Origin of the sequence: Myxococcus sp. AS-1-15 (genome assembly GCF_020037055.1) — a bacterium.
GTDB classification, from domain to species: Bacteria; Myxococcota; Myxococcia; order Myxococcales; family Myxococcaceae; genus Myxococcus; species Myxococcus fulvus.
On the sequence record NZ_JAIQDF010000003.1, the window covers coordinates 833,018 to 853,744 of the forward strand.

The window sequence follows — 20,727 nt, forward strand, 5'->3', positions numbered from 1 at the left end:
GAGGGTGGGACAGCGAGTCTACGCCGCCAGCTTGCGCGCGTTCTCGACGACCTCGTTGATGGCGCCCGCCATGTAGAAGGCGCTCTCGGGGATGTCGTCGTGCTTGCCCTCGGCAATCTCCTTGAAGCCCTGGATGGTGTCCTGGAGCTTCACGTAGCGGCCTTCCTTGCCGGTGAAGACCTGGGCCACGAAGAAGGGCTGCGACAGGAAGCGCTGAATCTTGCGGGCGCGCGCCACGACCAGCTTGTCGTCCTCGGAGAGCTCGTCCATGCCGAGGATGGCGATGATGTCCTGGAGCTCCTTGTAACGCTGCAGGATGCCCTGGACCTTGCGGGCCACCGCGTAGTGCTCCTGGCCGATGATGCCCGGGTCCAGGATGCGGCTGGTGGAGTCGAGCGGGTCCACGGCGGGGAAGATGGCGAGCTCGGCGATGGAGCGGTTGAGCACCGTGGTCGCGTCCAGGTGGGCGAACGCGGTGGCGGGGGCCGGGTCCGTGAGGTCGTCGGCGGGCACGTAGATGGCCTGCACGGAGGTGATCGAGCCCTTGGTGGTGGAGGTGATGCGCTCCTGCAGGCCGCCCATCTCCGTGGCGAGCGTGGGCTGGTAACCCACGGCGCTGGGGATGCGGCCCAGGAGGGCGGACACTTCCGAGCCGGCCTGGGTGAAGCGGAAGATGTTGTCCACGAAGAGGAGCACGTCACGGCCCTCCACGTCGCGGAAGTACTCGGCCATGGTCAGCGCGGAGAGCGCGACGCGGGCGCGGGCACCAGGCGGCTCGTTCATCTGGCCGTACACGAGGACGGCCTGGCTGGCCTCCAGGTTGTCGGTCTTGATGACGCCCGTGTCCTGCATCTCGTGGTACAGGTCGTTGCCCTCGCGGGTGCGCTCACCGACGCCGGCGAACACGGAGAAGCCGCCGCGCTCGATGGCCACGTTGCGGATGAGCTCCTGCAGGAGCACCGTCTTGCCGACGCCGGCGCCGCCGAACAGGCCGATCTTGCCGCCGCGGGTGTAGGGGGCGAGCAGGTCGATGACCTTGATGCCCGTCTCGAACATCTGCACGCGCACGTCCTGCTCCGTGAACGGAGGGGGCGCGCGGTGGATGGGCCAGTACTCCTGCGACTTCACGGGGCCCATCTCGTCCACCGGGTCGCCGGTGACGTTCAGGATGCGGCCCAGGGTGGCCTTGCCGACCGGCACCTGGATGGGGGCGCCCGTGTTCTTCACGGGGGTGCCGCGGGCCAGACCCTCGGTGGAGTCCATGGCGATGGTGCGGACGGTGTTCTCACCGAGGTGCTGGGCGACCTCGAGGACCAGGTTGTCCGCCTCGTTGCTGAGGTTCGCGTTCGTCACCTTCAGGGCGACGTAGACTTCCGGGAGGCCGCCGGGCGGGAACTCGACGTCGACCACGGGGCCGAGAACCTGGATGATTTTGCCTGCCGTAGGAACTTGAGCGCTCATGGGTGTCGTCTGCCTCGTGCGGGGGGCGACCGGCGCCGTGCCCGTCATCAAAATTCCGCCCGGATATGAGGGCGGTGCCCCTTTACCGGGGGCCTCCCGCAGAATCAAGCCTCCCGGGGTCCTGACCGGTAAGTCCCGCTTAGCGGATCCACGCCCCGGACGCCAACCGGGCTATTTCCCGTCCACCTGGTAGACCAGCGGCAGGTTGCCCCTCGAGCCGCCGCCCACGACCACCACCTTGGCGTTGGGGCTCTGGGCCAGCTTCTCGGTGGCCTCGATGCCCTTGAAGCGCAGGTACTCCTCGGTGAGGCCCTGGCGGACGATGGTCTGGTACTTGGCGATGCCCTCGGCTTCGATCTGCCGGCGCTCGGCCTCCTGGCGCTCCTTGTCCAGGGTGAAGCGCATCTTCTGGCTGCGCTGCTCCTCGGCCAGCTTGTCGGCGATGGCCTCGCGGATGGACGCGGGCAGGGACACGTCGCGCACCAGGATGGCCTCCACGACGACGTGCTTGCCCGCGAGGGCGCGCGTCACCTCGTCGTAGATCTCCTTTTCGATCTGCTCGCGCCTGGTCGAGTAGATCTCCTCGGGCGCGTAGCGGCCGAACACCTTGCGCGCCTCCGAGCGGACGATGGGGGCGATGAGGATGTCCGCGTAGCGGGGGCCCGTCTGCGTGTGCAGCTCGAACAGCTTCAGCGGGTCCACGCGGTAGCGCACGCTGGAGTCCACCTTCAGGTCCAGGCCGTTGTTGGACAGCACGTTGAGCTCGTCCTTCATCTCCTGGACGCGCAGGTCATACGTGATGAGCGACTTGCCCGGCCGCATCACGTGCAGGCCTTCACCGTAAGGCTCGCGCTGGGTGCCGCTGCCGAACGAGTCGAAGCCGATGCCCCCGTGGCCGCTGGCCACCGTGTCGAAGCCACAGCCACCCAAGAACAGCGCTCCCAGCACCACCCACAGTCGCTTCACGCAGGGACCCCTCCCGAGGGCCCTGGACGGGCCCGAAGCGGCCCTTAAACACGAAGGGCCCGCTCCCAAAAGTGGGGGCGGGCCCGGGGTGCGACGGGGTGGCGCTCGGGACTACTTGAGCGCCTCGGCGCCGGAGACGATCTCCATGAGCTCCTTGGTGATGACCGCCTGACGGGTGCGGTTGTAGGTGAGCGTCAGGCTGGAAATCATGTCGGAGGCGTTGGAGGTGGCGTTCTCCATGGCGCTCATGCGGGCGCCGTGCTCGCTGGCCACGCTCTCCAGGAGCGCGCGGTAGAGCTTGATGTTGACGGCCTGGGGCACCAGGCGGTCCAGCACGGCCTGACGGTCCGGCTCGTACTTGAAGTCCACCATGGCCGCGGCGCCCTCGGAGGGCGCGGCGCCGGCGCCGAGCGTCTGCAGGGGCAAGAGCTGGGTGACGACGACCTTCTGGTTAATGGCGCTGATGAACTCGTTGTAGACGATGTGCACCGCGTCCACTTCGCCGTTGAGGAAGCTGGCGACCAGCTCCTCGGCCACGTCCGCGGCGGCGCGGTAGTTCAGCCGCTGGTACAGGCCACCGAAGTCCTTGCGGATGTTCTGGTTGCGATTGCGGAAGAAGTCGTTGCCCTTGCGGCCCACCGTGGAGAGCTGGATGCGCTCCAGGCCCGCGTTCTCGTAGAGGAACCGGTTGGCGCGGCGGGTGACGTTGGAGTTGAAGCCGCCGGCGAGGCCGCGGTCCGACGTGAGCGTCACCAGCTCCACGCGCTTGACGGGCCGGGCGGCCAGCAGCGGGTGGCTGAGGTCGTTGTCCCCGGAGCGCGCGGCCAGGTCGGAGATGATCTGGTCCAGCATCGACGCGTACGGACGCGCGGCGAGGATGGCGTCCTGTGCCTTGCGCAGCTTCGCGGCGGAGACCATCTTCATGGCCTTGGTGATCTGCCGCGTGTTCTTCACCGAGCGGATGCGCTTGCGGATGTCGCGAAGGGACGCCATGGGACGGGGAACTCCTGTGGGACGTTCTGCCGGGTGCGCCGGGGTGGGAGCAGGGCAGTCTGACGGCGGGGCCCCCTATATAAGCGGGGCGGGAGCCGGTCAACGGCAGTCCTCCCGGGGCTTTCCGGACACGGGAGCCAGGGCCTCCCAGGGGCCTCCCACGAGGGGCGACCGGGCGACCTGCGCCCCCGAGGACTCGCGGGTGTGCCCCCAGGCCCTACCTTCCTGTCATGGGGCCTGCCGACACCGGACCGCTGCTCATCGTGGAGGATGACCTGGACATCCGTGAGGCGCTCCAGGGGTACCTGGAGCTCCAGGGGTACCGGGTGCTGGTGGCGGACCACGGGAGGGAGGCGCTCGCGCTCCTGTCGGGCACGCCCCGGCCCTCGCTCATCCTGTTGGACATGGGGTTGCCGGTGATGGACGGGCACCGGGTGCTGACGGCGCGCAGGAGCGACGCGGCGCTCGCGAAGGTGCCCGTGGTCATCCTGTCGGCGGAGACGGCGGAGATGAGTCCCCGGGACAGGGCGGTGTACGCGGCCAGCCAGGGGGTTTCCGCCATCCTGTCGAAGCCGGTGGACCCGCGGCAGTTGCTGGAGACGCTCCAGCGGTTGTTGCCGGGGCAGGCTGCTCCCCAGGCGGACGCGCCCGCGTGACGCGCCGGGCCCACACAGGGCTTTTCGAGGGCGGCGGGCCGTAACACAATGGCGCCGGGTGCGGTGTCACCCCTGGGTCCATGAAGCCAACCCGAGCGAGCGGTGTCTGGGCGCGCAGGGCCCTCTTCCTCCTGCTCGTGGGCGCGGTGAGCCTGCTCGTCCTCTCGCACTGGGTGCGGGTGAGCTACGAGGAGCGCATCGTGAGCCTGGCGGACGCGCCCGACGCGCCCGTGGCGCTGGTGTTCGGCGCGGGGCTGGCGCCGGGGGCGGTGCCGTCGCCGGTGCTCGCGCAGCGGCTGGACATGGCGATGGCGCTGTGGCGCGAGGGCAAGGTGGGCTCGGTGCTGGTGAGCGGCGATGAGGTGAAGCCGTTCCATCATGAGACGCGGGCCATGCGCCGCTACCTGCTGGAGCGCGGCATGCCGGCGGAGCTGGTGCTGGGGGACGAGGCGGGGTTGTCCACGTACGACAGCTGCCTGCGGGCGCGGGGCGTGTTCGGCGCGAAGCAGGCGCTGCTCGTCACGCAGCGCTTCCATCTGCCCCGGGCGCTGTTCATCGCGAACTCGGTGGGCATCGATGCGTGGGGTGTGCCCGCGGACGAGGGGCGCTCGACGCCCTGGCGCTACACGGTGCGCGAGACGCTGTCGCGGGTGCTGGCGCTGGGGATGGTGCTGCTCGAGGTAGAGCCCGTCTACCCCTCGGGCCGCGCGGCGGTCCCCAAGGGCTAGGCGGACGAGCCCGGCAGGCGGCCGGCCGGCGCGAATTGCGGTGGGGCGCGTGGGTTCTCATTGTTGAGACACGGCGGCCGGCCCACCCCGCTTTCGCGAGGAGACACCATGCGATTCAAGAAGCTCGGCTCGGAGGACGTGGGCGAGGCCACCTCGCGACGTCATGTGAACCAGGACACCGGCGAGGAGGAGATCAACATCTCCGACCAGGACCTGGCGGCGACCCCTCCGCTGGAGGAGGAGCCTGACTTCCGCGACATCCTGCCGGACCAGATTCACGAGTTCCGGCGCGGTGACGAGGAGCCGGAGGAGGTGGAGCTGACGGCGCAGCCCGAGGAGCGTCTGCGCCCGGCGCGCAGGGACCAGCTCCCGGAGGGCTAGGTTCGCGCCCGCGCGGTTGCCGACGTCGGATGCGCGGATGCATCCGTGCGCTGACGCGGTCCCTGCGCGCGGGGCCCGCTTCTCGGAGGTGGGGCTCGCGGCTGCGCGAGGCGTGGTCCCGACGGACGATGGATACGCGAATACGTCCGTGCTCGAACGCGGTCCCATCTCGGGGGATGGGACCGCGCTGATGCGAACGGGGTCAGCGCTTCGACTTCGGCTTCTTCACGGCTCCCTTCGCCGAGGACTTCCTGGCGGCTGCCTTCGAGGGTGCCGACTTCCTGGCGGGCTTCGTGCCCGTGGACTTCTTCGCGGCGGACGACTTCGAGGCAGCGGGCTTCGCCTTCGCGGGCTTGGAAGCCGCGACCTTCTTGCTCGCGAGCTTCCCAGCGGACTTCTTGGCCGCGGGCTGTTTCCCGACGGGCTTCGCCCCCGCGGACTTCTTCGCCGCGACCTGCTTCGTGGTGGGCTTCGCCCCTGCGGACTTCTTCGCCGCAGCCTGCATCGTGGTGGACTTCGCCGTCGTAGCGGACTTCTTCGCCGCAGCCTGCTTCGTGGTGGACTTGGCCACCGCGGGCTTCGTTGCGGCAGACTTCGCCGGCGCGGGTGTCTTCGCTACGGACGGCTGAGTCGCGGACTTCACCGCCCCAGGCTTCGCCGTCGCGAGACTCTTCGTCGCGGACTTCGCGGTGGGACTCTTCGTCGCGGGAAGCACCGCGGGCGTCTCCGTCACGGGCTGGGCGGCGGGCTTCGCCTTGGGCTGCGTCACCTCCACAGCCTTCGCGACGGTCTTCGTCGTCGCCGTGGCGGCCGCGTCGACAAGCTTCGTGACAGCGGTCTTCGTCGCCTTCGCGGGCTTCGAGACCGCGTCCTTCACCGCCTCCGCGACCTGCGCCACGGGCTTCGCGACCGCGTCCTTCACCGTCTCGGCAATCGTCGCCACGGGCTTGCTGGCCTTGGACTTCACCGCGGGCTTCTTGGCCGTCTCGGGCCCCAGTTCCTTGCGCAGCGCCTCCTGCATCGTCGGTCGCACGAACAGCTCGGCCTGCGTCACCGAGGACCTCAAGGCCGGCTTCTTCCCGCCCCCGGACTTCGCCCCGAAACGGCCGAAGCCTCCGGACTCGTCCTGCGCCCCACCCCTGCGGCCCCGCGACACATCCTCGTCGTACTCGTACGCGAGCTCGCGCTGCGCGCCCGTGTCCTCTTCCTCCTCGGTGGACGATTCCTCGGCCTGCTCCTCCTCGGACTCCTCCTCGCCAGACATGCCCGAGAGCGCCTCCTGCAGCACGGCGTTCATCGCCCGCGCGAAGGTGCGCTCACCGAAGCTCTCGACCTCCGCGGGAGGCACCAGCACGTCGAGCATGTCCTTGAGCGAGCGGTACAGCCGCATCTCCCGCTTCTCGCTGTCCCAGGTGCCGTAGAGCCAATCCTCCGCACCCAGCGCGTCCACCCAGCCCGGCAGCGGCCCGCCCCCGTCCCCCTGCTCCACCATCGCCGACTTGCGCGCGGAGAACAGGTGCCGGTGCGGCCCCTTCATCCCGATGCGCCACACGCCCGCGGCCGGCAAGCCCACCAGCTTCAGCCGCGTCTTCTCCAACACGCTCACGGAGCCCTCGGGCCCATGCAGCGGGAAGAGACTCACGTCGCCGTGGAGCTCGCCTCCGTCGAAGGTCAGGTACAGATGGCCGAGGTCCTCGGGAAAGGGGACGCCACACTCCGTCTCCGCCCGCCGGACCTCATCCGCGGACACACCCGATGACGCGGCCTTCGCTGACTTCCGCAGTGCCTCCAACCACTCGTGCATGACCCCTCCACGACACGTCCGATGCCGCCACCTTACGGCGGCTGTGCCCCTCAGCGCAGTGCGCACCTGAAGCTTTTGACGCCCCGCACACGAATGCTCCAGCCCCCCGGCTGACGCCCGGCAGGCCCATCCCGGGACCTATCACGACAACCGCCAACCCGGGCTGCCTCCTTCCACTCCCTCGCAAGCCGGCCCCTCCACCAGCCCGGGACCCTCGCCTCCCCCAGTGCTTCCGCGGCCCCTGGGACGCCCTCCCTCCCCCGGGAAGCCATCCCCTCGGGGCCCCACCCGGCTTGAAGGCCGACGGGCGGACCGTTACCCATGGGGCATGGCACATCCGGTCAGCTACGAGGGAACGGCGGAGAACTTCGACCAGCTCGTCATGCAACCCCAGGGCGAGCTCGTCGTCGTGGACTTCTGGGGCGACGGCTGCCCGAACTGTGAAATCTACGCGGCCGCCGAGCCTGAGCTCCTCTCCGAACTGGAGGGCGCGAGGATGCGCGTGGTGAAGGTGAACGCCTATCAGCACGAGTCCCTGGCCCACCGCTTCGGGCTCTACGGCATCCCCACCTTCCTGCTGTTCCGCGACGGGAAGCTCATCGGGAAGATGAGCCAGTACTACGGGAAGGAGTACTGGCTCGGCGTCGTCCGCGAGAACCTGCCCGCCGCGTGACGAGGCCCCCACCCTTTCACGGTGCCACCCGGGGGAATCGCATAGGGTGGCGCCATGAAGAAGACGCCCAGGAAGCCTCGTCACGCGCCCCAGGTCCACCCGCTCCCGCCTCCCTCCGTGGAGCTGGCGGAGCTGCTCGGACGACTCGCGACAGGTGACGCCGATGCGCGCTGGGAGGCCTCCATGGCGCTCATGAAGGTCGGCGACGACGTCGCGGCCGAGCATGTGGCCCGGCTGCTGCGGACCGCCGACGACGTCCGGGCGCGCGAGGTCTCCGCGTGGCTGTTGTGCAGCCTCGGCGATGGCAAGCCCTCCATCATCGACGCGCTGCTCCAGTCCGTCGAGGACACCTCCGAGAGCATGGACGTGCGAGGCCAGGCCATCGAGGCCCTCGGCTCCCAGCGCACGATGGCGCCGGCCCTGCGTGAGCGCGTGCTGGGCATCCTCGTCGAGCTGCTGGAGCACCCCTCCGCGGAGCTGCGCTTCTGGGCCTGCTTCGCGCTCGGTGCCTTCCGCCACCGCCCCGCCCTCCCCGCGCTGCGCAGGGTGGCCCAGGAGGATGAGCGGGTGAATCCCGGCTGGTGGTACGTCAGCGAGGAAGCGCTCGACGCGATTGCCCAGATCGAGTCACGGGAGTACCCAGACCGTATCCCCGTGCACCAACGTGGCCGCGCCGCCCCCTGACGCACCGTCTCCCCGTACGAGGCGTCGCCACCTCCCGAACGCCTCCACCGACAGCGGGACGGCCTGACGCCTCGCCGCGCCTCTCGCAGCCTCCGGCCCACGTCCTCCACCGAGTGGACCCGTGCCAGGGAACATGGAGCACGGGAGGTTCCCACCCTTCGGGGCAGCGTGGTTGATGCGACGCGCGCCCGTTACGAACATGGAACCTCGCGGTTGGCGGTCCAATCAGGGGGGCAGTGCGCAATGACGAAGCATCGACTGGGGCGAAGGCTCACGCATATCGCTTGTCTGCTGTCGCTGTGGGCGGGGGCCATGGCCTGCGGAGAGGGACACCAGGAGGCGCCGGAAGCAGCCGCGCCGGTGGACGGGCTGGAGACCCGGACCGCGAGGCAGTCCCCGGCGTTCACGGAGGCCCTCTTCTACGACAACTGCCCGGCCGCGTCGGTCGCGCAGGGCCCAACGCTCTATGTGTCGAAGAGCGGCCCGAGGGACCCGTCCAAGCCGCTCGGCTCCGACCTGAACCCCTACAGCACCATCATGGCCGCGGTGAAGGCGGCCCGCCCGGGCAACATCATCCTGGTGCGACAGGGCGACTACAACGAACAGGTCGCCATCACCGCGGCGAAGGGAGCGCGCCCCGGCACCGCCACCGCGCCCATCGTCCTGCGCGGGGAGCAGTCGGGCCAGCCCCGCATCCTCCCGGCCGCCACGAACGTGGGCAGCCTGGTCCAGGTCAGTCAGCCCTACTGGGTCGTCCAGTTCTTCGAGGTGGACGTGCAGGAGCGCCCCTCGTTCGCCGTGCTCTTCGAGAACAACACCCGGTGCTCACAGGTCCTCGACTCCAAGCTGCACGGGGGCCGCGCCGGCGGCGGTGTCATCACCAGCTACGCGGACTTCGTGCTCATCGACGACAATGAAATCTACGACTTCTCCAAGCAGAACACCGACTCGCACGGCGTGGCGATTCGCGGCGTGACGCGGAACGTGTTCATCGTGGAGAACGACATCCACGACGTCTCCGGGGACGCGGTGCAGTGTCAGCCCAACGGCGGCAGGCCCGCCGTCATCCTCGTCGAGCGCAATCGCTTGCATGACACCGGAGAGAACGGGGTCGACGTCAAGGCGTGCGACGACCTGCTCCTGCACGAGAACAAGATCTACAACTTCCCCAACCTCGCGAAGTACCCCTGGCAGGCGAACACCTCCGCCGCGGAGGGTGTGTTGGTGCACGAGGACGCGACGAACGTCCAAATCCTCTACAACGAAATCTGGAACGCGGGCCGGGGCATCTCCATCGGCGGCAACAACGTCATCGACATGCCCGTGAACGTGCAGATTGAAGGCAACCACGTGCACGACATCTATGACTATGCGAAGCGCAACAACGGCCAGGGCATCCGCATCGTCAAGGCGAGGGGCGTGACGCTGCTGGGGAACATCGTCGAGCGGACGTTCGACGCCGGGCTGCGCCTGGCCGCCGACCCGCCCAACGCCGTGCCGGGGCTGCTGGTCTACAAGAACACCCTGCGGGACATGCGGCTGTTCGTGCGTCTGGGCGCCAGGGCGTACCGGCCCGGCCTGGGCATGGACCTCAATCGCTACGAGGGCGCCTCGGGCGTCTTCACCATCACCGACGAGCTCTGGGAAGGAAGCCACGCCCGCTGGCGCGCGGTGCTCGCGCCGCTCTACCTGGACCAGTTTTCGGAGCGCATCATCCCCGGCTCCCGTCCCAAGGGGATGACGGACGACGAGGGCGTCACGTCGACCTCGGGTGAGTAGTCAGCCCAGGCCGCGCTGATGGAGAGGGCCCACGCCCGCCGCAGGCCTTGCGTGGCGGGAGGCTTCAGCTTCCCGTCCGCTTTGCCTAATCTCGGGTGCTCCTCCAACCCGGAGCACGCTGGTGGCGCGCATCGCATTCGTGGTGATTCCCCCTTTCGCGGACTGGGAGCCGGCGCTGCTGGCCGCGGGAGCGCGGGATGACTTCCGTGACCAGGTCTCCTGGTGGTCACCGGGAGGCCGTCCCGTGCCGTCCATCGGGGGCATGACCATCCAGGTGGATGGCGCGGTCGAGGACTTCTCCCCGGAGAAGGCGGACGCGCTGGTGCTGATTGGCTCCAGCACCTGGATGACGCCTCAGAGTCCGGACCTGACGCCCCTGCTGCGCCGCGCGGTGGAGGCGGGGCTCGTCGTCGCGGGCATCTGCGGCGCAACGCTGGCGCTGGCTCGCGCGGGGCTGCTCGAGGGGCGCGCGCACACGAGCAACGACCTGGAGTTCCTCCAGAAGCATGCCCCGGGCTACCAGGGCGCCGCGCACTATCGCGACGTGCCGCAGGCGGTGAGGGACGGGCGCATCATCACGGCGTCCGGAGCGGCGCCCACCACGTTCGCCACCGAGGTGCTCGGCGCGCTGCACCCCGACGCGGGCCAGGCGATGGTGGACTTCCGCGCGTTCTTCGCTCGCGAGCACCAGACCCCTTGAGGAGCACTCCGCCATGACCATCATCGAGCCCTTGCTGCTCGCCACCGGCGCCCTGGGCGGCCTCACGGGCGCCATCCTGGGCGTGCGCGCCGAGCCCTGGTGGGGCGTCGACGGAGTCCTCGGCGGCGTCATGCGGGGCTTCGGCGGCTTCGTGGGCGGCGCGCTCGCGATGCCCCTCGTCTCGTGTGGGATTCTCTACGTGCTGGGCCTGCTGCTGACGCGCCACGATTCGCGGGGAAAGCCCGAACGCTAGACGGCACATCGGGGAGGGAAGGTGCGTGGAGCCCGTCTTCCACGCAGTCGACGAAGCGCCCCGACGGCCCTTGGCCCGTGCCTCCTGGCGACCTACTCTCCGGACAGCGCCATGGCCCACACCCCCTACCACGTCGACCCGGATGACCCACGTGCTCCACCACAGGAGGTCTGGGACCAGCTGACGCCCGAGGAGCAGGCGCGAATCGTCGACAGCCTCCCGTCCGAGTTCCCCGTCTCCGAGGCCCATCCTCCGGAAGGAGACCCGCACTACGAGGCCAAGGTCCGGGCTCGCGAGGTGCTCGGCGGCTTCTTCTCGCGCGTCGGCCGCAAGGTGTACCTGGCCTGCGAGCTGCCCGTGTACTACCCCGGGGAGAACATGTTCGCCCCGGACGTCATCGCCGTCCTGGACGTGGAGCACCGCGCGCGCATGCGCTGGATGGTGAGCACGGAGAAGAAGGGCGTGGACCTGGCGCTGGAGGTCATGGTCGCGGGCGAGCGACGCAAGGACCTCGAACGCAACGTGGAGCGATATGCGCGCCTGGGCATCCGCGAGTACTTCGTCTTCGACCGGGGCCGCCTGCGACTCAACGGCTGGCGGCTCGAGGCAGGGCGTCGCAGCTACACGCCCATCCTTCCGCAGCACGGGGTCTATCGCTCCGAGGTGCTCGGTCTGGACCTCCAGATAGACGACGAGAGACTGCGCTTCTACTTCGGCGGCGCGCCTCTGCCTGAAGCCCATGAGATGATTTCCCGCCTCGAGCACATGGTCGAGCGCGTGGAGGCCAGCCGGCTCGAGTTGGAGCATCAGCTCGCCGAGGAGATGCGGCGGCGTGAGGAGGAGACCCGGCGGCGCAAGGAGGAGACCCGGCGGCGCGAGGAGGCCACTCGCCTGCAACAGGAGGAGACCCAGCGGCGCGAGGAGGCCACTCGCCTGCAACAGGAGGAGACCCGCCGACGCGAGGAGGCCACTCGCCTGCAACAGGAGGAGACCCAGCGGCGCGAGGACGCCGAACGGCGGCTGGCCGAGGCGCTCGCGGAGCTGGAACAGCTCCGCGGGACTCGCAAGTAGTCCTCGCGAGCCCGCGCGTCTCAGTCCTGATAGCCCCGCGCCTGCAGGCGGAACAGGTGCGCGTAGCGGCCGTCCTTCGCCATCAGCTCGTCGTGGCTGCCCAGCTCGTCCACGCCGCCGTTGTGCAGCACCGCGATCTGGTCCGCCATCCGCACCGTGGAGAACCGGTGCGAAATCACGATGGCGATGCGGTCCGCCGCCAACGCCTGGAACCGCTCGAACAACGCGTGCTCCGCCTCCGCGTCGATGCTCGCCGTCGGCTCGTCCAGAATCAGCACCTCCGCGTCGTCCCGCATGAACGCCCGCGCCACCGCCAGCTTCTGCCACTGCCCCGCCGACAGCTCCTGCCCCTTCTCGAACCACCCGCCCAGCATCGTGTCGTACTGCCCCGGCAACGCCTCGATGACCCCGCTCGCCCCACCCAGTTGCGCCGCCTTCACGATGCGCTCCCGGTCCTCCAACGCCGGCACGTGCCCCAACCCGATGTTCTCCGCCACGTTGAACTGGTAGCGCACGAAGTCCTGGAACACCGCCCCGAAGCGCGAGCGCAAATCCCCCACGTCCATGTCCCGGAGGTCCACGCCCCCATACAGAATGGCCCCCTCCGTCGGCTCGTACAGCCGGAGCAGCAGCTTCACCAACGTGCTCTTCCCCGCCCCGTTCTCCCCCACCAGCGCCAGCTTCTGCCCCGGCCGCAACGTCAACGACACGTGCCTCAACGCCCACGCCTCCTTCCCCGGATAGCGGAAGGACACGTCGCGCAGCTCGATGTCGTTGGTGCGCCCCCGGGGCGGTGACCTGGGCGGCGACACCCGCGCCACCTCGCTGCCCGTCGGTATCTCCAGGTACATGAAGAGGTTGCTCATGAAGAGCGCGTCCTCGTACATGGAGCCCACGCTCGTCAGGATGCCCTGGAACGCCGCCTGCCCCTGACGGAACACCCCCAGGTACAACACCATGTCACCCACGCTGATGGCCCCGTCCGCCGCCCGCCCCGCGACGAACAGGTAGCAGCCGTAGAACGCCGCCAGCGACAACAACCCCAACCCCAACCCCCACCCCATCCGCTTGAAGGCCAGCGCCCGGTCCTCCGCGAAGAACTTGCGGAACAAGTCCCGGTAGCGCCCCAACACCAGGTCCCCCAACCCGAAGAGCTTCACCTCCTTCACGTGGCTGTCCCGCGTGAGGATCCACTCCAGGTAGTTGAGCTTGCGCCCCTCCGGCGCGCGCCACGAGTACAGCCGGAAGCCCGCCATCGCCAGCCGCGCCTCCGCGATGAACGCCGGAATCGACGCCGCCACCAGCACCACCACGCTCCACGGCGACAGCGCAATCAACAGCGCCGCGAACGTGGAGAGCGTTATCGCGTTGCGGACGATGGAGAACGCCTGCATCACCAGCGACAGCGGACGGCTGCTCGCCTCGCGCCGGGCGTTCTGCATCTTGTCGTACGTCTCCGAGTCCTCGAAGTGCCGCAGCTCCAGCTCCAGCGCCTTCTGGAGGATGCGCTCGTTGAGCAGGTTGCCCAGGTTGGCGCGCAGGAGCTCCCGCGTCAGCGTCAGCCCGCGCTCCACCACCCCGGAGCCCAGCATCAGCGCGAACTCCAACCCCACCAGCCCGTAGACGCGCGAGTGCGCCTCGGCCGAGCCCTGCGCCGCCGCCACCACCGCGTCCACAATCAGCTTGCCCACCCAGGCGATGGCCGCCGGCAACACCGCCGCCACCAGCGTCAACAGCCCGAGCACGACGGCGCCCCGGGGGCTGGCCTGCCAGAAGATGCGGAACGTCCCGGGGAGCTGACGGAACAGGCTTCCGGCGCTCTTCAGCCGCTCCTTGAGGGAGCTCTTCGCGGGGAGGGTGGACTCGAGTGGACGGGGAGACACGTCCCCCGTTCATAACGTGCTCGCCCGACATCCGCTCGAAAGAGCCGCCCCTCACCCCACCGCGGGCTGCTCGTGCCGGGACACCAGCACGTCGCACGAGGATTGCGCCAGCACCCGCTCCACCAGCGACGCCTCGTCCCCGGCCCCTCGCGGGCCCGCCACCACCAGCAGGTCCGAGCCCAGCTCGAGCGCGTGCGCCAGGAGCGCCTCGCCCGGCTCCCCGGAGCGCAGCCGGGCCTCCAGCTCGCACCCCGTCTCCCGGTACGGCGCCAGGAAGCGGGCGAGCTCCAGGCGCGCGTCGAGCTCGCGCTCATGGCGCAGCATCACGAAGCGCTCCGGCGGCGCGCCCCGGGCCCGCAGCGCCGCCTCCTCCTCGCGCGTGTCCACCACGTGCAGCACCGCCACCGGCGTCAGGGGACACAGCCGCATCGTCAGCTCCAGCGCCCGCCGGGACTCACGCGTGAAGTCCACCGCGACCAGGGGAGTCTCGTACGGCCTCGCCGGATGGGGCAGCACCGCCAGCATCGACGTGTCCAGCTGGCGCAGCGCGCGCCGCACCATCGAGCCCTCTCCCAGCGACCTGCCCGGCGTCAGCACCCGCTCGCCGCCCAGCACCACCAGCTGGGCGCCCTGCTCGCGCGCCACCGCCGCGACCGCGTCCAGCGTGTCGCCCTGGCGCAGCTCCTCGCGCACCGTCACGTCCGACCGGTGGCGCAGCCTCCGACACGCCGCGTGCACGGCCTTGCGCAGACAGCCGCCTCCCAGCACCACGCCTCCGGGCGAGCCCTCCAACACCGGCCCCGCGTGCAGCAGCGTGAAGGTGGCGCCCAGGCCCAGGGGCAACCGCAGCGCCCGGGCCAGGGCGAGCTCGGAGCGCAGCGAGAAGTCCGTCGCCACCACCAGGCGTGTCAGCCCCCTGGGACCCCGGAAGGTCCCCGGCTGCAGCAACGGGATATCCAAACGGGTCAGCACATGCTGCCTCATCACGAGACCCTCCTTTCAATGGCCTTGCTGCTCCAGCGTCGGCGCCGTGGGGGCGTGATTCGCCATCCCATGCGCCCGACAGGGACCTGTCCGCGAGCCGTTGCCCGCCGGTCCGCCGCGCCTCGCGGCCCAGGCCCCGTGAGGCCCTCACCTCGAAGATTCAGGCGGCCGCGCCGGGATGCCACCCTCGCCCCGGGGACGCCGTGTGCACGAGCGGGCGGAGGAGCCCTTCGGTCCTCGCGTGTGGCGGCCCACGTCACACGACTGGCGGCCAGCGTCACACGACTCGTCCTCGAGTGAGGGTGGAGCACGACTCCCGTCCCGCGGGGCCGTGCGGAGTGGGGGCGGACGGCCGCCTCACACCGTGGGGTGTCCCCCTGAAAAAACTCCAGGCGCGCCGCATCCGTATCCCTCACGGGAGTTCCACGCGCGCATTCCTGCCTGGAGATTGGCGCGCTTGGCACGTTCGCGGAGCAACAGAGCGTCTTCAGCGGGCCGCGCGGGAAGCGGCCGGAGCTTTGCAGAAGGGCTCCGACGACAGCGCGGTGGGTGGTGGCGGGACGGACGGGAAGCTGAAGAAGGGGGAGGACCAATGCGCGGCGTCATCACCGGAAGAGAGGTGGTCACCAATCTGGGTCTCATCTACCGAGAGTTCGGCGCGGGCTGTGTGCTGCGCTGCTTGTGGGTGATGCTCAGCGGGAAGACCACGACGTTCCTCGAGGTGGCGTGTCCGCCCGAGGTGAAGCGCTAGCCACGGCGACGGGCCGCGAGGAGAGCCTCCCCGCGACCCGGCCGTGTGCTGGTTTGCTCGTCGCCGAGAATCAGAACTCGTCGCGGCGCGGCTTGTCGTCGTCCACCGCGTCCCGGACGGCGCGCTTGGCGTCCTCCAGCTTCTCCTTGGCGTGGCCCTTGGCCGTGTCGACCTTGCCCTCCGCTTCCAGCGAACGGTCGCCGGTGGCCGCGCCCACGGTCTCCTTGATCTTGCCCTTGGCCTTGTCGATCAACTCACCCATGTCACTCTCCTGTGGCTGTGAGCTCGTGAGAGCCGTTGTGGAGTGAGTGTGGGCATGGCCCTGGAGTCGTGCAGGAGGGCCAGGCCGCTCGCCTGCTCGGGTGGCGGGGGCCGGCCCCTTCCAGAAGCAGTCCCGCAATTCAAGGAAAATACCCAGACATTCAGGCGAGCGAAGCGCGGCCACGGACTTGCGGAGGTCCGGTGGCCCCAGTGGAATGGGGGGAGCCCGAGACGCTCCCTGGTTGGAATCCTTCCCCCCTGCTGAAACGGGACATTGACGCAAGGCGCGCTGCCCCGCACGCTGAAGTCACTGCCACCCCGGAGTCACTGCTTCCCGATGTCCACTCCTCCGCTTCCGACCCCTGGCGCGCTGTTCCGGCGGATGTACCTGTTGCGCTCCCTCATCACGACGGTGGCCTTCTGCCCGGCCCTGTACGTGGACATGCAATTGCTGTCACTGGAGGGGCCGAAGGCGACGCGCATCCTGCTGGGAGTCATCACGCCGCTGGTGCTGGGGCTGTGCGCGGTGGCGCAGCCGATGGTGGTGTTGCCGTGGCTCCTGAAGCGGGCCATGGCGACGCAAGGGCGGCTGCGGGTGGAGCGGTTGATCCGCATCCCGTCGCAGCTGGCGTTCGGCGAGTCGATGGTGTCGTGGTTCATCGGCGGGGTGCTGTTCAACGGGGGCGTGGCGTTCCTGTTGGACCGGCCGATGTCGGTGGTGCCGGTGGGCGTGGCGGTGTCGATGAGCGCGGGGCTGTTCAGCAGCCCGCTGCTGTACATGCTCTATGAGCAGGTGCTGATGCCCACGGTGCTGGACGCCTACCAGAAGGCGCCCAGCGCGCGGCCCGCCGGAGAGGGCTTCGCGCCCCGACAGCTGTGGCTGCTGCCCGCCACCGTCGTCTCCGCGCTGCTGGTCACGTGTCTGACGAGCGTCGTGACGCTGAACCTGCGCATCGAGCGGGAGCTGGGGGCGCTGGCGAAGGACATCGAGTCGAAGGGCCAGGCCGCGTCGGCGGCGCAGGTGCGCGCCACGGTGGCGCCGCTGCAGAAGGACCTGGTGCTGCCGGTCGTCATGTTCGGCGGCTACGCGGCGCTGGGCTCCATCCTCACGGCGGCGTGGGCGGCGCGGCGGCTGGCCAAGGGCTCGCGCGCGGTGGGCGCGTCGCTGGAGGCGCTGGTGGAGGGCCGCGCGGCGCCGCCGCGGTGGGTGTCCACGGACGAGCTGGGCGACCTGGCCGCGACCACATGGCAGCTGTACCAGCGGCTGCAGGAGCTGCCGCGCTCGCTGCGCACGTCTGCGGGGGACCTGGCGCAGGCGGGCACGCGGCTGTCGGAGGCGAGCAACCAGCAGAACCAGACGCTGTCGCGGCAGGCGGCGGCGCTGCACCAGGCGCGCGCCACGGCGCAGGAGATCCAGCAGGCGTCGCACGTGGCGGCCTCTCGCGCCACCAGCATCCTCCAGGTGGCCGAGCGCGCCGCCGCGGTGGGCCGGCTGGGCGAGGAGTCGCTGCAGGGCACCGAGAAGGGCCTCGCGTCCATCCGCGACATCGCCGACGGGCTGCACGGGCAGATGCAGGACCTGGAGCAGCGCGCGCGGGAGGTCGGCCGCGTGTCGGAGGTGGTGAAGGCGCTGGCGGACCAGTCGCACATGCTGGCCATCAACGCGGCCATCGAGGCCACGCGCGCGGGTGAGCACGGCAAGGGCTTCGGCGTGGTGGCGCGGCAGATGCGCGAGCTGGCGGACCAGTCCGTCCAGGCGACCAACCAGGTGCGCGGGCTGTTGGAGACGATGGCCTCGGCGGCCACCCAGGCCACGGAGATGACGGACCGGAGCGCGGCGGGGGTGGAGACGGCGCTGGCGCCGCTTCGCACCAGCGGCGAGCGGCTGCGCGAATTGGCCACGCTGTCGCGCGAGTCCGCGTCCGCGGTGCGGCAGATCGCCGAGGCCGTGGCCCAGCAGCACCAGGGCGTGGACCAGCTGTTCGCCGCGGTGCGCGAGCTGGATGAGCTGACCACGGACACGCTGCGCCACCTGGACACCACGCAGCAGGCGGCCGTCGCCGTCACCCACGCCACCGGACAGGTGTCGCAGCTGGCCCAGCGCTACGTCTGAGCGAGCGCGGCCTCCTCGGGGGACACGGGCGGCTCGGGTTCGAGTCGCCCGTCGGGCCCCAGCACCGGGGCGCGGAGCAGCACCACCAGCCGGCCCACGAGCAGGCCCAGGCGGCCGAGGCGCTCGCGGGGCTCGGGGCCGTCCTGCTCGAAGCTCGCCGCGTCCAGGTACGCAAGCTGGACCTCGGCCCTCGACTGGAGCGCGCCCACGCGGGTCTCCAGCGAGGTGAGCCTTCCGAGCAGGGCGTCGAGGAACTCCGTGGCCTGTCGGAGCGTCGCCGCGCAGGCGTCCAGCTGACGCACGCGGGCCTCGTCGGTGTCCTCCACGGTGCTCGCCGAGGCCCATGGCGCCGCGGCCTCGAACAGGGAGACCCCATCGACGACCACCGGGGCCGCGTCCTCCTGCAGCCAGCCTCGCTCCATCCACGTGAGCACGGGCTCCCAGCCGGGGGGCACGGGCGCGCCCGCGCCCAAGAGGGGCCATGCCCGGCGCGCGGCGCGGGAGACGGGCTCGGAGGGCAGCGCCTCCAGGGCCGCGAGGGCCTCGGGCGGGAGCACGTCCTCCCGCTTCGCGTGCTCCCAGCGCTCCAGTCGCGCGAGCAGTCCTCGCAGGGGCTCGACGACCTCCGCTCGGGCACGGGCCTGACGCTCACCGTAGGAGGCGAGGCCCGTGCGCACGCGCAGCCGGGCGGACTTGAGCGCGCCGAGCGCGGCGGCGTGTCGCTCACGGGCCTGGGCGAGCGCGGGGGACTCGACGACGCGGCCCTGGTCCCAGACCTTCTTCGCACCGAGCCCCAGCGCCGTCAGCACCAGGCCTCCCACCGCGAATGGGATGAAGAACGGCATGGGAGACAGCTTCGCATCCGTGGGGCCTCGTTGCGAGCCGGGCCCCCTTGGCCTGCATGGCTGGAGAGGAGGCGCGGCCGGAGTGACGCGGCGCAGTGCCGCGTCAGCCTGCGCGCGCCTGGGGCGCCGACCGCGCCTCATCCTCCAGCGGCGGCACGTACGGCCAGCCCGGCAGCGGCCCCTTGCCCGTCTCGCGCGTCAGGTAGTCCGCCGCGATGTTCGCGCTCTCCATGATGGTGAGCAGTCCGCTGCCCGGGTGCGTGCCTCCGCCCACCCAATACAACCCCTCCACGTCCGGACTCTTCACCCGCGGCCGCAGCGGGCCCAATTGCATCCACGTGTGCGAGAGATTGAAGACCGCGCCCCGGAACACGTTGAACTCGTCCCGCCACGTCTGGGCCGTGAAGTAGCGCTCCGCGCGGATGTGCTGACGCACGCCCTTGAGCCCCACCTTCTCCAGCATCGCCGGGATGCGCTCGCGCAGCGTCGCCTCCGTCTTCGCCCAGTCCACCGGCCGCGCCGTGTTCGGCGTGGGCACCAGCACGTAGAGCGTCGAGTGTCCCTCCGGCGCCCCCTTCGGGTCCGTCACCGACGCGTTGCACACGTAGAAGGGCGGGTCGTCCACGTCCAGCTCCCGGTCCTCCAGCGCGTCCCGGTCCGTGCGCCGCGCCGACTCCGAGAGGTAGATGAGGTGGTGCGGCAAATCGTCGTAGCGCGTGTCCAGGCCGTAGTACGCCATGAACGTGCTGCACGAATACTTCGCCTTCTCCAGCGCCGCGTCCGTCAGCCGCGAGCCCTCACGCGCCTCGGCCGACAAGAGCTTCGTCGCCGCGTAGGGCAAATCCGCGTTCAGCACCACCGCGTCCGCCTCCAGCACCTCGCCGCCCTCCAGCTCCACGCCCGCCACGCGCCCTGCCTCCACGCGCACGCGCTTGACGGGCGCGCCCATCCGGAACGTGGCGCCCAGGTCCTGCGCGCACCGCATCATCCCGCGCGCCAGCTCCCGGAAGCCGCCGTCCACGTGCCACACCCCGAAGGCCAGCTCGATGAAGGGAATCACGCTGAACACCGACGAGCACGTCGTCGGGTGCAGGCCCAGGTACTTCGACGGGTACGCCAGCGCGTACGTCAGCCGGTCGTCGTGGAAGAACGAGTCCAGGTGCTTGTAGAGCGTCTGCCAGGGCTTGAAGCGCAGCGTGGAGGCCAGCCGCCAGGGGGCGTAGTAGGCGAGGCTGCCCGCGTGCGTGCAGATGAACTTCTCGTACGCGATGCCGTACTTGTCCTTCCCCTCGGCGAGCCAGCGCCTGAGGCCCTCCACCTGCTGGGGACCGAAGCGCGCCACCTCCGCCTCCATCCGCGCGGGGTCCCGGCTGGTGTCCAGCTGGGAGCCATCCCAGAAGTGCAGCCGCGTGTTGACGTCCAGCGGGACCAGCTTCACGTAGTCCGCCAGCCGACGTCCGGAGCGCTCGAAGATGCGCTCCAGCACCCCCGGGAGTTGGAGGATGGAGGGCCCCGTGTCGAGTGTGTACTCGCCTTGGGCTCCGAGCGTCAGCCCCTTCATCCGCCCTCCGGGCACCGGGTCCTTCTCCACCACGGTGACGCGAAAGCCCTGCCCGGCCAGGTTGATGGCGGCGGACAGCCCGCCCGGTCCTGCTCCCACGACGATGACGTGACGCACCATGGCTCCTAGAATGCCCCGAGCGAGCAGCCGTTGCAGTGTCGCTCACGCGGACGGATGGAC

20 protein-coding genes are annotated in these 20,727 nt (G+C 70.2%); 11 read left to right on the forward strand and 9 right to left on the reverse strand.

What is annotated here, in order from left to right; translation table 11 throughout:
* Positions 1-18: 18 nt before the first annotated feature.
* The 3 genes from atpD to atpG form a co-directional block, all read right to left on the reverse strand.
* Complete coding sequence (gene atpD / locus K8625_RS12930; protein ID WP_046716707.1) at positions 19-1,461, reverse strand: F0F1 ATP synthase subunit beta; 1,443 nt, start codon at positions 1,459-1,461, stop codon at positions 19-21.
* A 171-nt stretch (positions 1,462-1,632) separates the two neighbouring features.
* Entirely contained in the window at positions 1,633-2,427 is a 795-nt protein-coding gene (locus tag K8625_RS12935; protein ID WP_223782879.1) for a prohibitin family protein, read from the reverse strand.
* Between the two features lie 111 nt (positions 2,428-2,538).
* Positions 2,539-3,420, reverse strand: a complete 882-nt coding sequence (gene atpG, locus K8625_RS12940) for an ATP synthase F1 subunit gamma (protein WP_141330331.1) — start codon at positions 3,418-3,420, stop codon at positions 2,539-2,541.
* A gap of 230 nt (positions 3,421-3,650) precedes the next feature.
* Here atpG and K8625_RS12945 point away from each other — a divergent pair, with 230 nt between their 5' ends.
* From K8625_RS12945 to K8625_RS12955, 3 genes are all read left to right on the forward strand, one after another.
* Positions 3,651-4,076 (forward strand): response regulator, encoded by a 426-nt coding sequence (locus K8625_RS12945; protein ID WP_141330333.1) that lies wholly within the window; start codon positions 3,651-3,653, stop codon positions 4,074-4,076.
* Positions 4,077-4,156: 80 nt separating this feature from the next.
* Entirely contained in the window at positions 4,157-4,804 is a 648-nt protein-coding gene (locus tag K8625_RS12950) for a vancomycin high temperature exclusion protein (protein ID WP_046716711.1), read from the forward strand.
* Positions 4,805-4,912: 108 nt separating this feature from the next.
* Positions 4,913-5,185, forward strand: a complete 273-nt coding sequence (locus K8625_RS12955; RefSeq protein WP_141330335.1) for a hypothetical protein — start codon at positions 4,913-4,915, stop codon at positions 5,183-5,185.
* A gap of 202 nt (positions 5,186-5,387) precedes the next feature.
* Here K8625_RS12955 and K8625_RS12960 read toward each other — a convergent pair whose 3' ends face one another.
* Complete coding sequence (locus K8625_RS12960; protein WP_223782880.1) at positions 5,388-6,989, reverse strand: SMI1/KNR4 family protein; 1,602 nt, start codon at positions 6,987-6,989, stop codon at positions 5,388-5,390.
* A 328-nt stretch (positions 6,990-7,317) separates the two neighbouring features.
* Between K8625_RS12960 and K8625_RS12965 the strand changes: the two genes are divergently transcribed.
* From K8625_RS12965 to K8625_RS12990, 6 genes are all read left to right on the forward strand, one after another.
* Entirely contained in the window at positions 7,318-7,662 is a 345-nt protein-coding gene (locus K8625_RS12965) for a co-chaperone YbbN (RefSeq protein ID WP_223782881.1), read from the forward strand.
* Positions 7,663-7,716: 54 nt separating this feature from the next.
* Positions 7,717-8,346 carry a HEAT repeat domain-containing protein gene (locus tag K8625_RS12970; RefSeq protein ID WP_223782882.1) on the forward strand — a complete coding sequence of 210 codons (630 nt, stop codon included), beginning with the start codon at positions 7,717-7,719 and terminating at the stop codon, positions 8,344-8,346.
* Positions 8,347-8,589: 243 nt separating this feature from the next.
* Positions 8,590-10,125, forward strand: coding sequence for a right-handed parallel beta-helix repeat-containing protein (locus tag K8625_RS12975; RefSeq protein ID WP_223782883.1), 1,536 nt, complete (start codon positions 8,590-8,592; stop codon positions 10,123-10,125).
* A gap of 121 nt (positions 10,126-10,246) precedes the next feature.
* The gene (locus tag K8625_RS12980) at positions 10,247-10,825 is read left to right on the forward strand and encodes a type 1 glutamine amidotransferase family protein (RefSeq protein WP_223782884.1); all 579 of its coding nucleotides are present in this window, start codon (positions 10,247-10,249) and stop codon (positions 10,823-10,825) included.
* Positions 10,826-10,838: 13 nt separating this feature from the next.
* Entirely contained in the window at positions 10,839-11,078 is a 240-nt protein-coding gene (locus K8625_RS12985) for a hypothetical protein (protein WP_223782885.1), read from the forward strand.
* Between the two features lie 111 nt (positions 11,079-11,189).
* A complete protein-coding gene (locus K8625_RS12990; protein ID WP_223782886.1) occupies positions 11,190-12,149 on the forward strand; it encodes a Uma2 family endonuclease in 960 nt (319 codons plus the stop codon).
* A gap of 20 nt (positions 12,150-12,169) precedes the next feature.
* Here K8625_RS12990 and K8625_RS12995 read toward each other — a convergent pair whose 3' ends face one another.
* Positions 12,170-14,032: an ABC transporter ATP-binding protein gene (locus tag K8625_RS12995; protein ID WP_223749548.1), complete on the reverse strand. Its 1,863-nt coding sequence runs from the start codon at positions 14,030-14,032 to the stop codon at positions 12,170-12,172.
* Positions 14,033-14,083: 51 nt separating this feature from the next.
* The gene (locus K8625_RS13000; RefSeq protein WP_223782887.1) at positions 14,084-15,016 is read right to left on the reverse strand and encodes a universal stress protein; all 933 of its coding nucleotides are present in this window, start codon (positions 15,014-15,016) and stop codon (positions 14,084-14,086) included.
* A gap of 592 nt (positions 15,017-15,608) precedes the next feature.
* On the opposite strand from K8625_RS13000, the gene K8625_RS13005 reads away from it, so the two are divergent.
* A complete protein-coding gene (locus K8625_RS13005) occupies positions 15,609-15,767 on the forward strand; it encodes a hypothetical protein (protein ID WP_015353070.1) in 159 nt (52 codons plus the stop codon).
* 70 nt (positions 15,768-15,837) lie between these two features.
* Here the strand turns inward: K8625_RS13005 and K8625_RS13010 are convergent, their stop codons facing one another.
* Positions 15,838-16,029 (reverse strand): CsbD family protein, encoded by a 192-nt coding sequence (locus K8625_RS13010; RefSeq protein ID WP_223749546.1) that lies wholly within the window; start codon positions 16,027-16,029, stop codon positions 15,838-15,840.
* A 336-nt stretch (positions 16,030-16,365) separates the two neighbouring features.
* Between K8625_RS13010 and K8625_RS13015 the strand changes: the two genes are divergently transcribed.
* Positions 16,366-18,141: a methyl-accepting chemotaxis protein gene (locus K8625_RS13015; protein WP_223749545.1), complete on the forward strand. Its 1,776-nt coding sequence runs from the start codon at positions 16,366-16,368 to the stop codon at positions 18,139-18,141.
* Here K8625_RS13015 and K8625_RS13020 read toward each other — a convergent pair.
* Positions 18,132-18,986 carry a hypothetical protein gene (locus K8625_RS13020; protein ID WP_223749544.1) on the reverse strand — a complete coding sequence of 285 codons (855 nt, stop codon included), beginning with the start codon at positions 18,984-18,986 and terminating at the stop codon, positions 18,132-18,134. The two genes, K8625_RS13015 and K8625_RS13020, sit on opposite strands and share 10 nt — an antisense overlap.
* 103 nt (positions 18,987-19,089) lie before the next feature.
* Positions 19,090-20,667, reverse strand: a complete 1,578-nt coding sequence (locus K8625_RS13025) for an NAD(P)/FAD-dependent oxidoreductase (RefSeq protein WP_223782888.1) — start codon at positions 20,665-20,667, stop codon at positions 19,090-19,092.
* Positions 20,668-20,727: the final 60 nt, after the last annotated feature.

Coding starts and splice junctions, on each gene's coding strand:
- K8625_RS13015 (WP_223749545.1), top strand. CDS start 16,366: ATGTCCACTCCTCCGCTTCCGACCCCTGGCGCGCTGTTCCGGCGGATG.
- K8625_RS12945 (WP_141330333.1), top strand. CDS start 3,651: ATGGGGCCTGCCGACACCGGACCGCTGCTCATCGTGGAGGATGACCTG.
- atpD (WP_046716707.1), bottom strand. CDS start 1,461: ATGAGCGCTCAAGTTCCTACGGCAGGCAAAATCATCCAGGTTCTCGGC.
- atpG (WP_141330331.1), bottom strand. CDS start 3,420: ATGGCGTCCCTTCGCGACATCCGCAAGCGCATCCGCTCGGTGAAGAAC.
- K8625_RS13005 (WP_015353070.1), top strand. CDS start 15,609: ATGCGCGGCGTCATCACCGGAAGAGAGGTGGTCACCAATCTGGGTCTC.
- K8625_RS12950 (WP_046716711.1), top strand. CDS start 4,157: ATGAAGCCAACCCGAGCGAGCGGTGTCTGGGCGCGCAGGGCCCTCTTC.
- K8625_RS13010 (WP_223749546.1), bottom strand. CDS start 16,029: ATGGGTGAGTTGATCGACAAGGCCAAGGGCAAGATCAAGGAGACCGTG.
- K8625_RS12985 (WP_223782885.1), top strand. CDS start 10,839: ATGACCATCATCGAGCCCTTGCTGCTCGCCACCGGCGCCCTGGGCGGC.
- K8625_RS12960 (WP_223782880.1), bottom strand. CDS start 6,989: ATGCACGAGTGGTTGGAGGCACTGCGGAAGTCAGCGAAGGCCGCGTCA.
- K8625_RS12955 (WP_141330335.1), top strand. CDS start 4,913: ATGCGATTCAAGAAGCTCGGCTCGGAGGACGTGGGCGAGGCCACCTCG.
- K8625_RS13020 (WP_223749544.1), bottom strand. CDS start 18,986: ATGCCGTTCTTCATCCCATTCGCGGTGGGAGGCCTGGTGCTGACGGCG.
- K8625_RS12965 (WP_223782881.1), top strand. CDS start 7,318: ATGGCACATCCGGTCAGCTACGAGGGAACGGCGGAGAACTTCGACCAG.
- K8625_RS12970 (WP_223782882.1), top strand. CDS start 7,717: ATGAAGAAGACGCCCAGGAAGCCTCGTCACGCGCCCCAGGTCCACCCG.
- K8625_RS13025 (WP_223782888.1), bottom strand. CDS start 20,667: ATGGTGCGTCACGTCATCGTCGTGGGAGCAGGACCGGGCGGGCTGTCC.
- K8625_RS12990 (WP_223782886.1), top strand. CDS start 11,190: ATGGCCCACACCCCCTACCACGTCGACCCGGATGACCCACGTGCTCCA.
- K8625_RS13000 (WP_223782887.1), bottom strand. CDS start 15,016: ATGAGGCAGCATGTGCTGACCCGTTTGGATATCCCGTTGCTGCAGCCG.
- K8625_RS12975 (WP_223782883.1), top strand. CDS start 8,590: ATGACGAAGCATCGACTGGGGCGAAGGCTCACGCATATCGCTTGTCTG.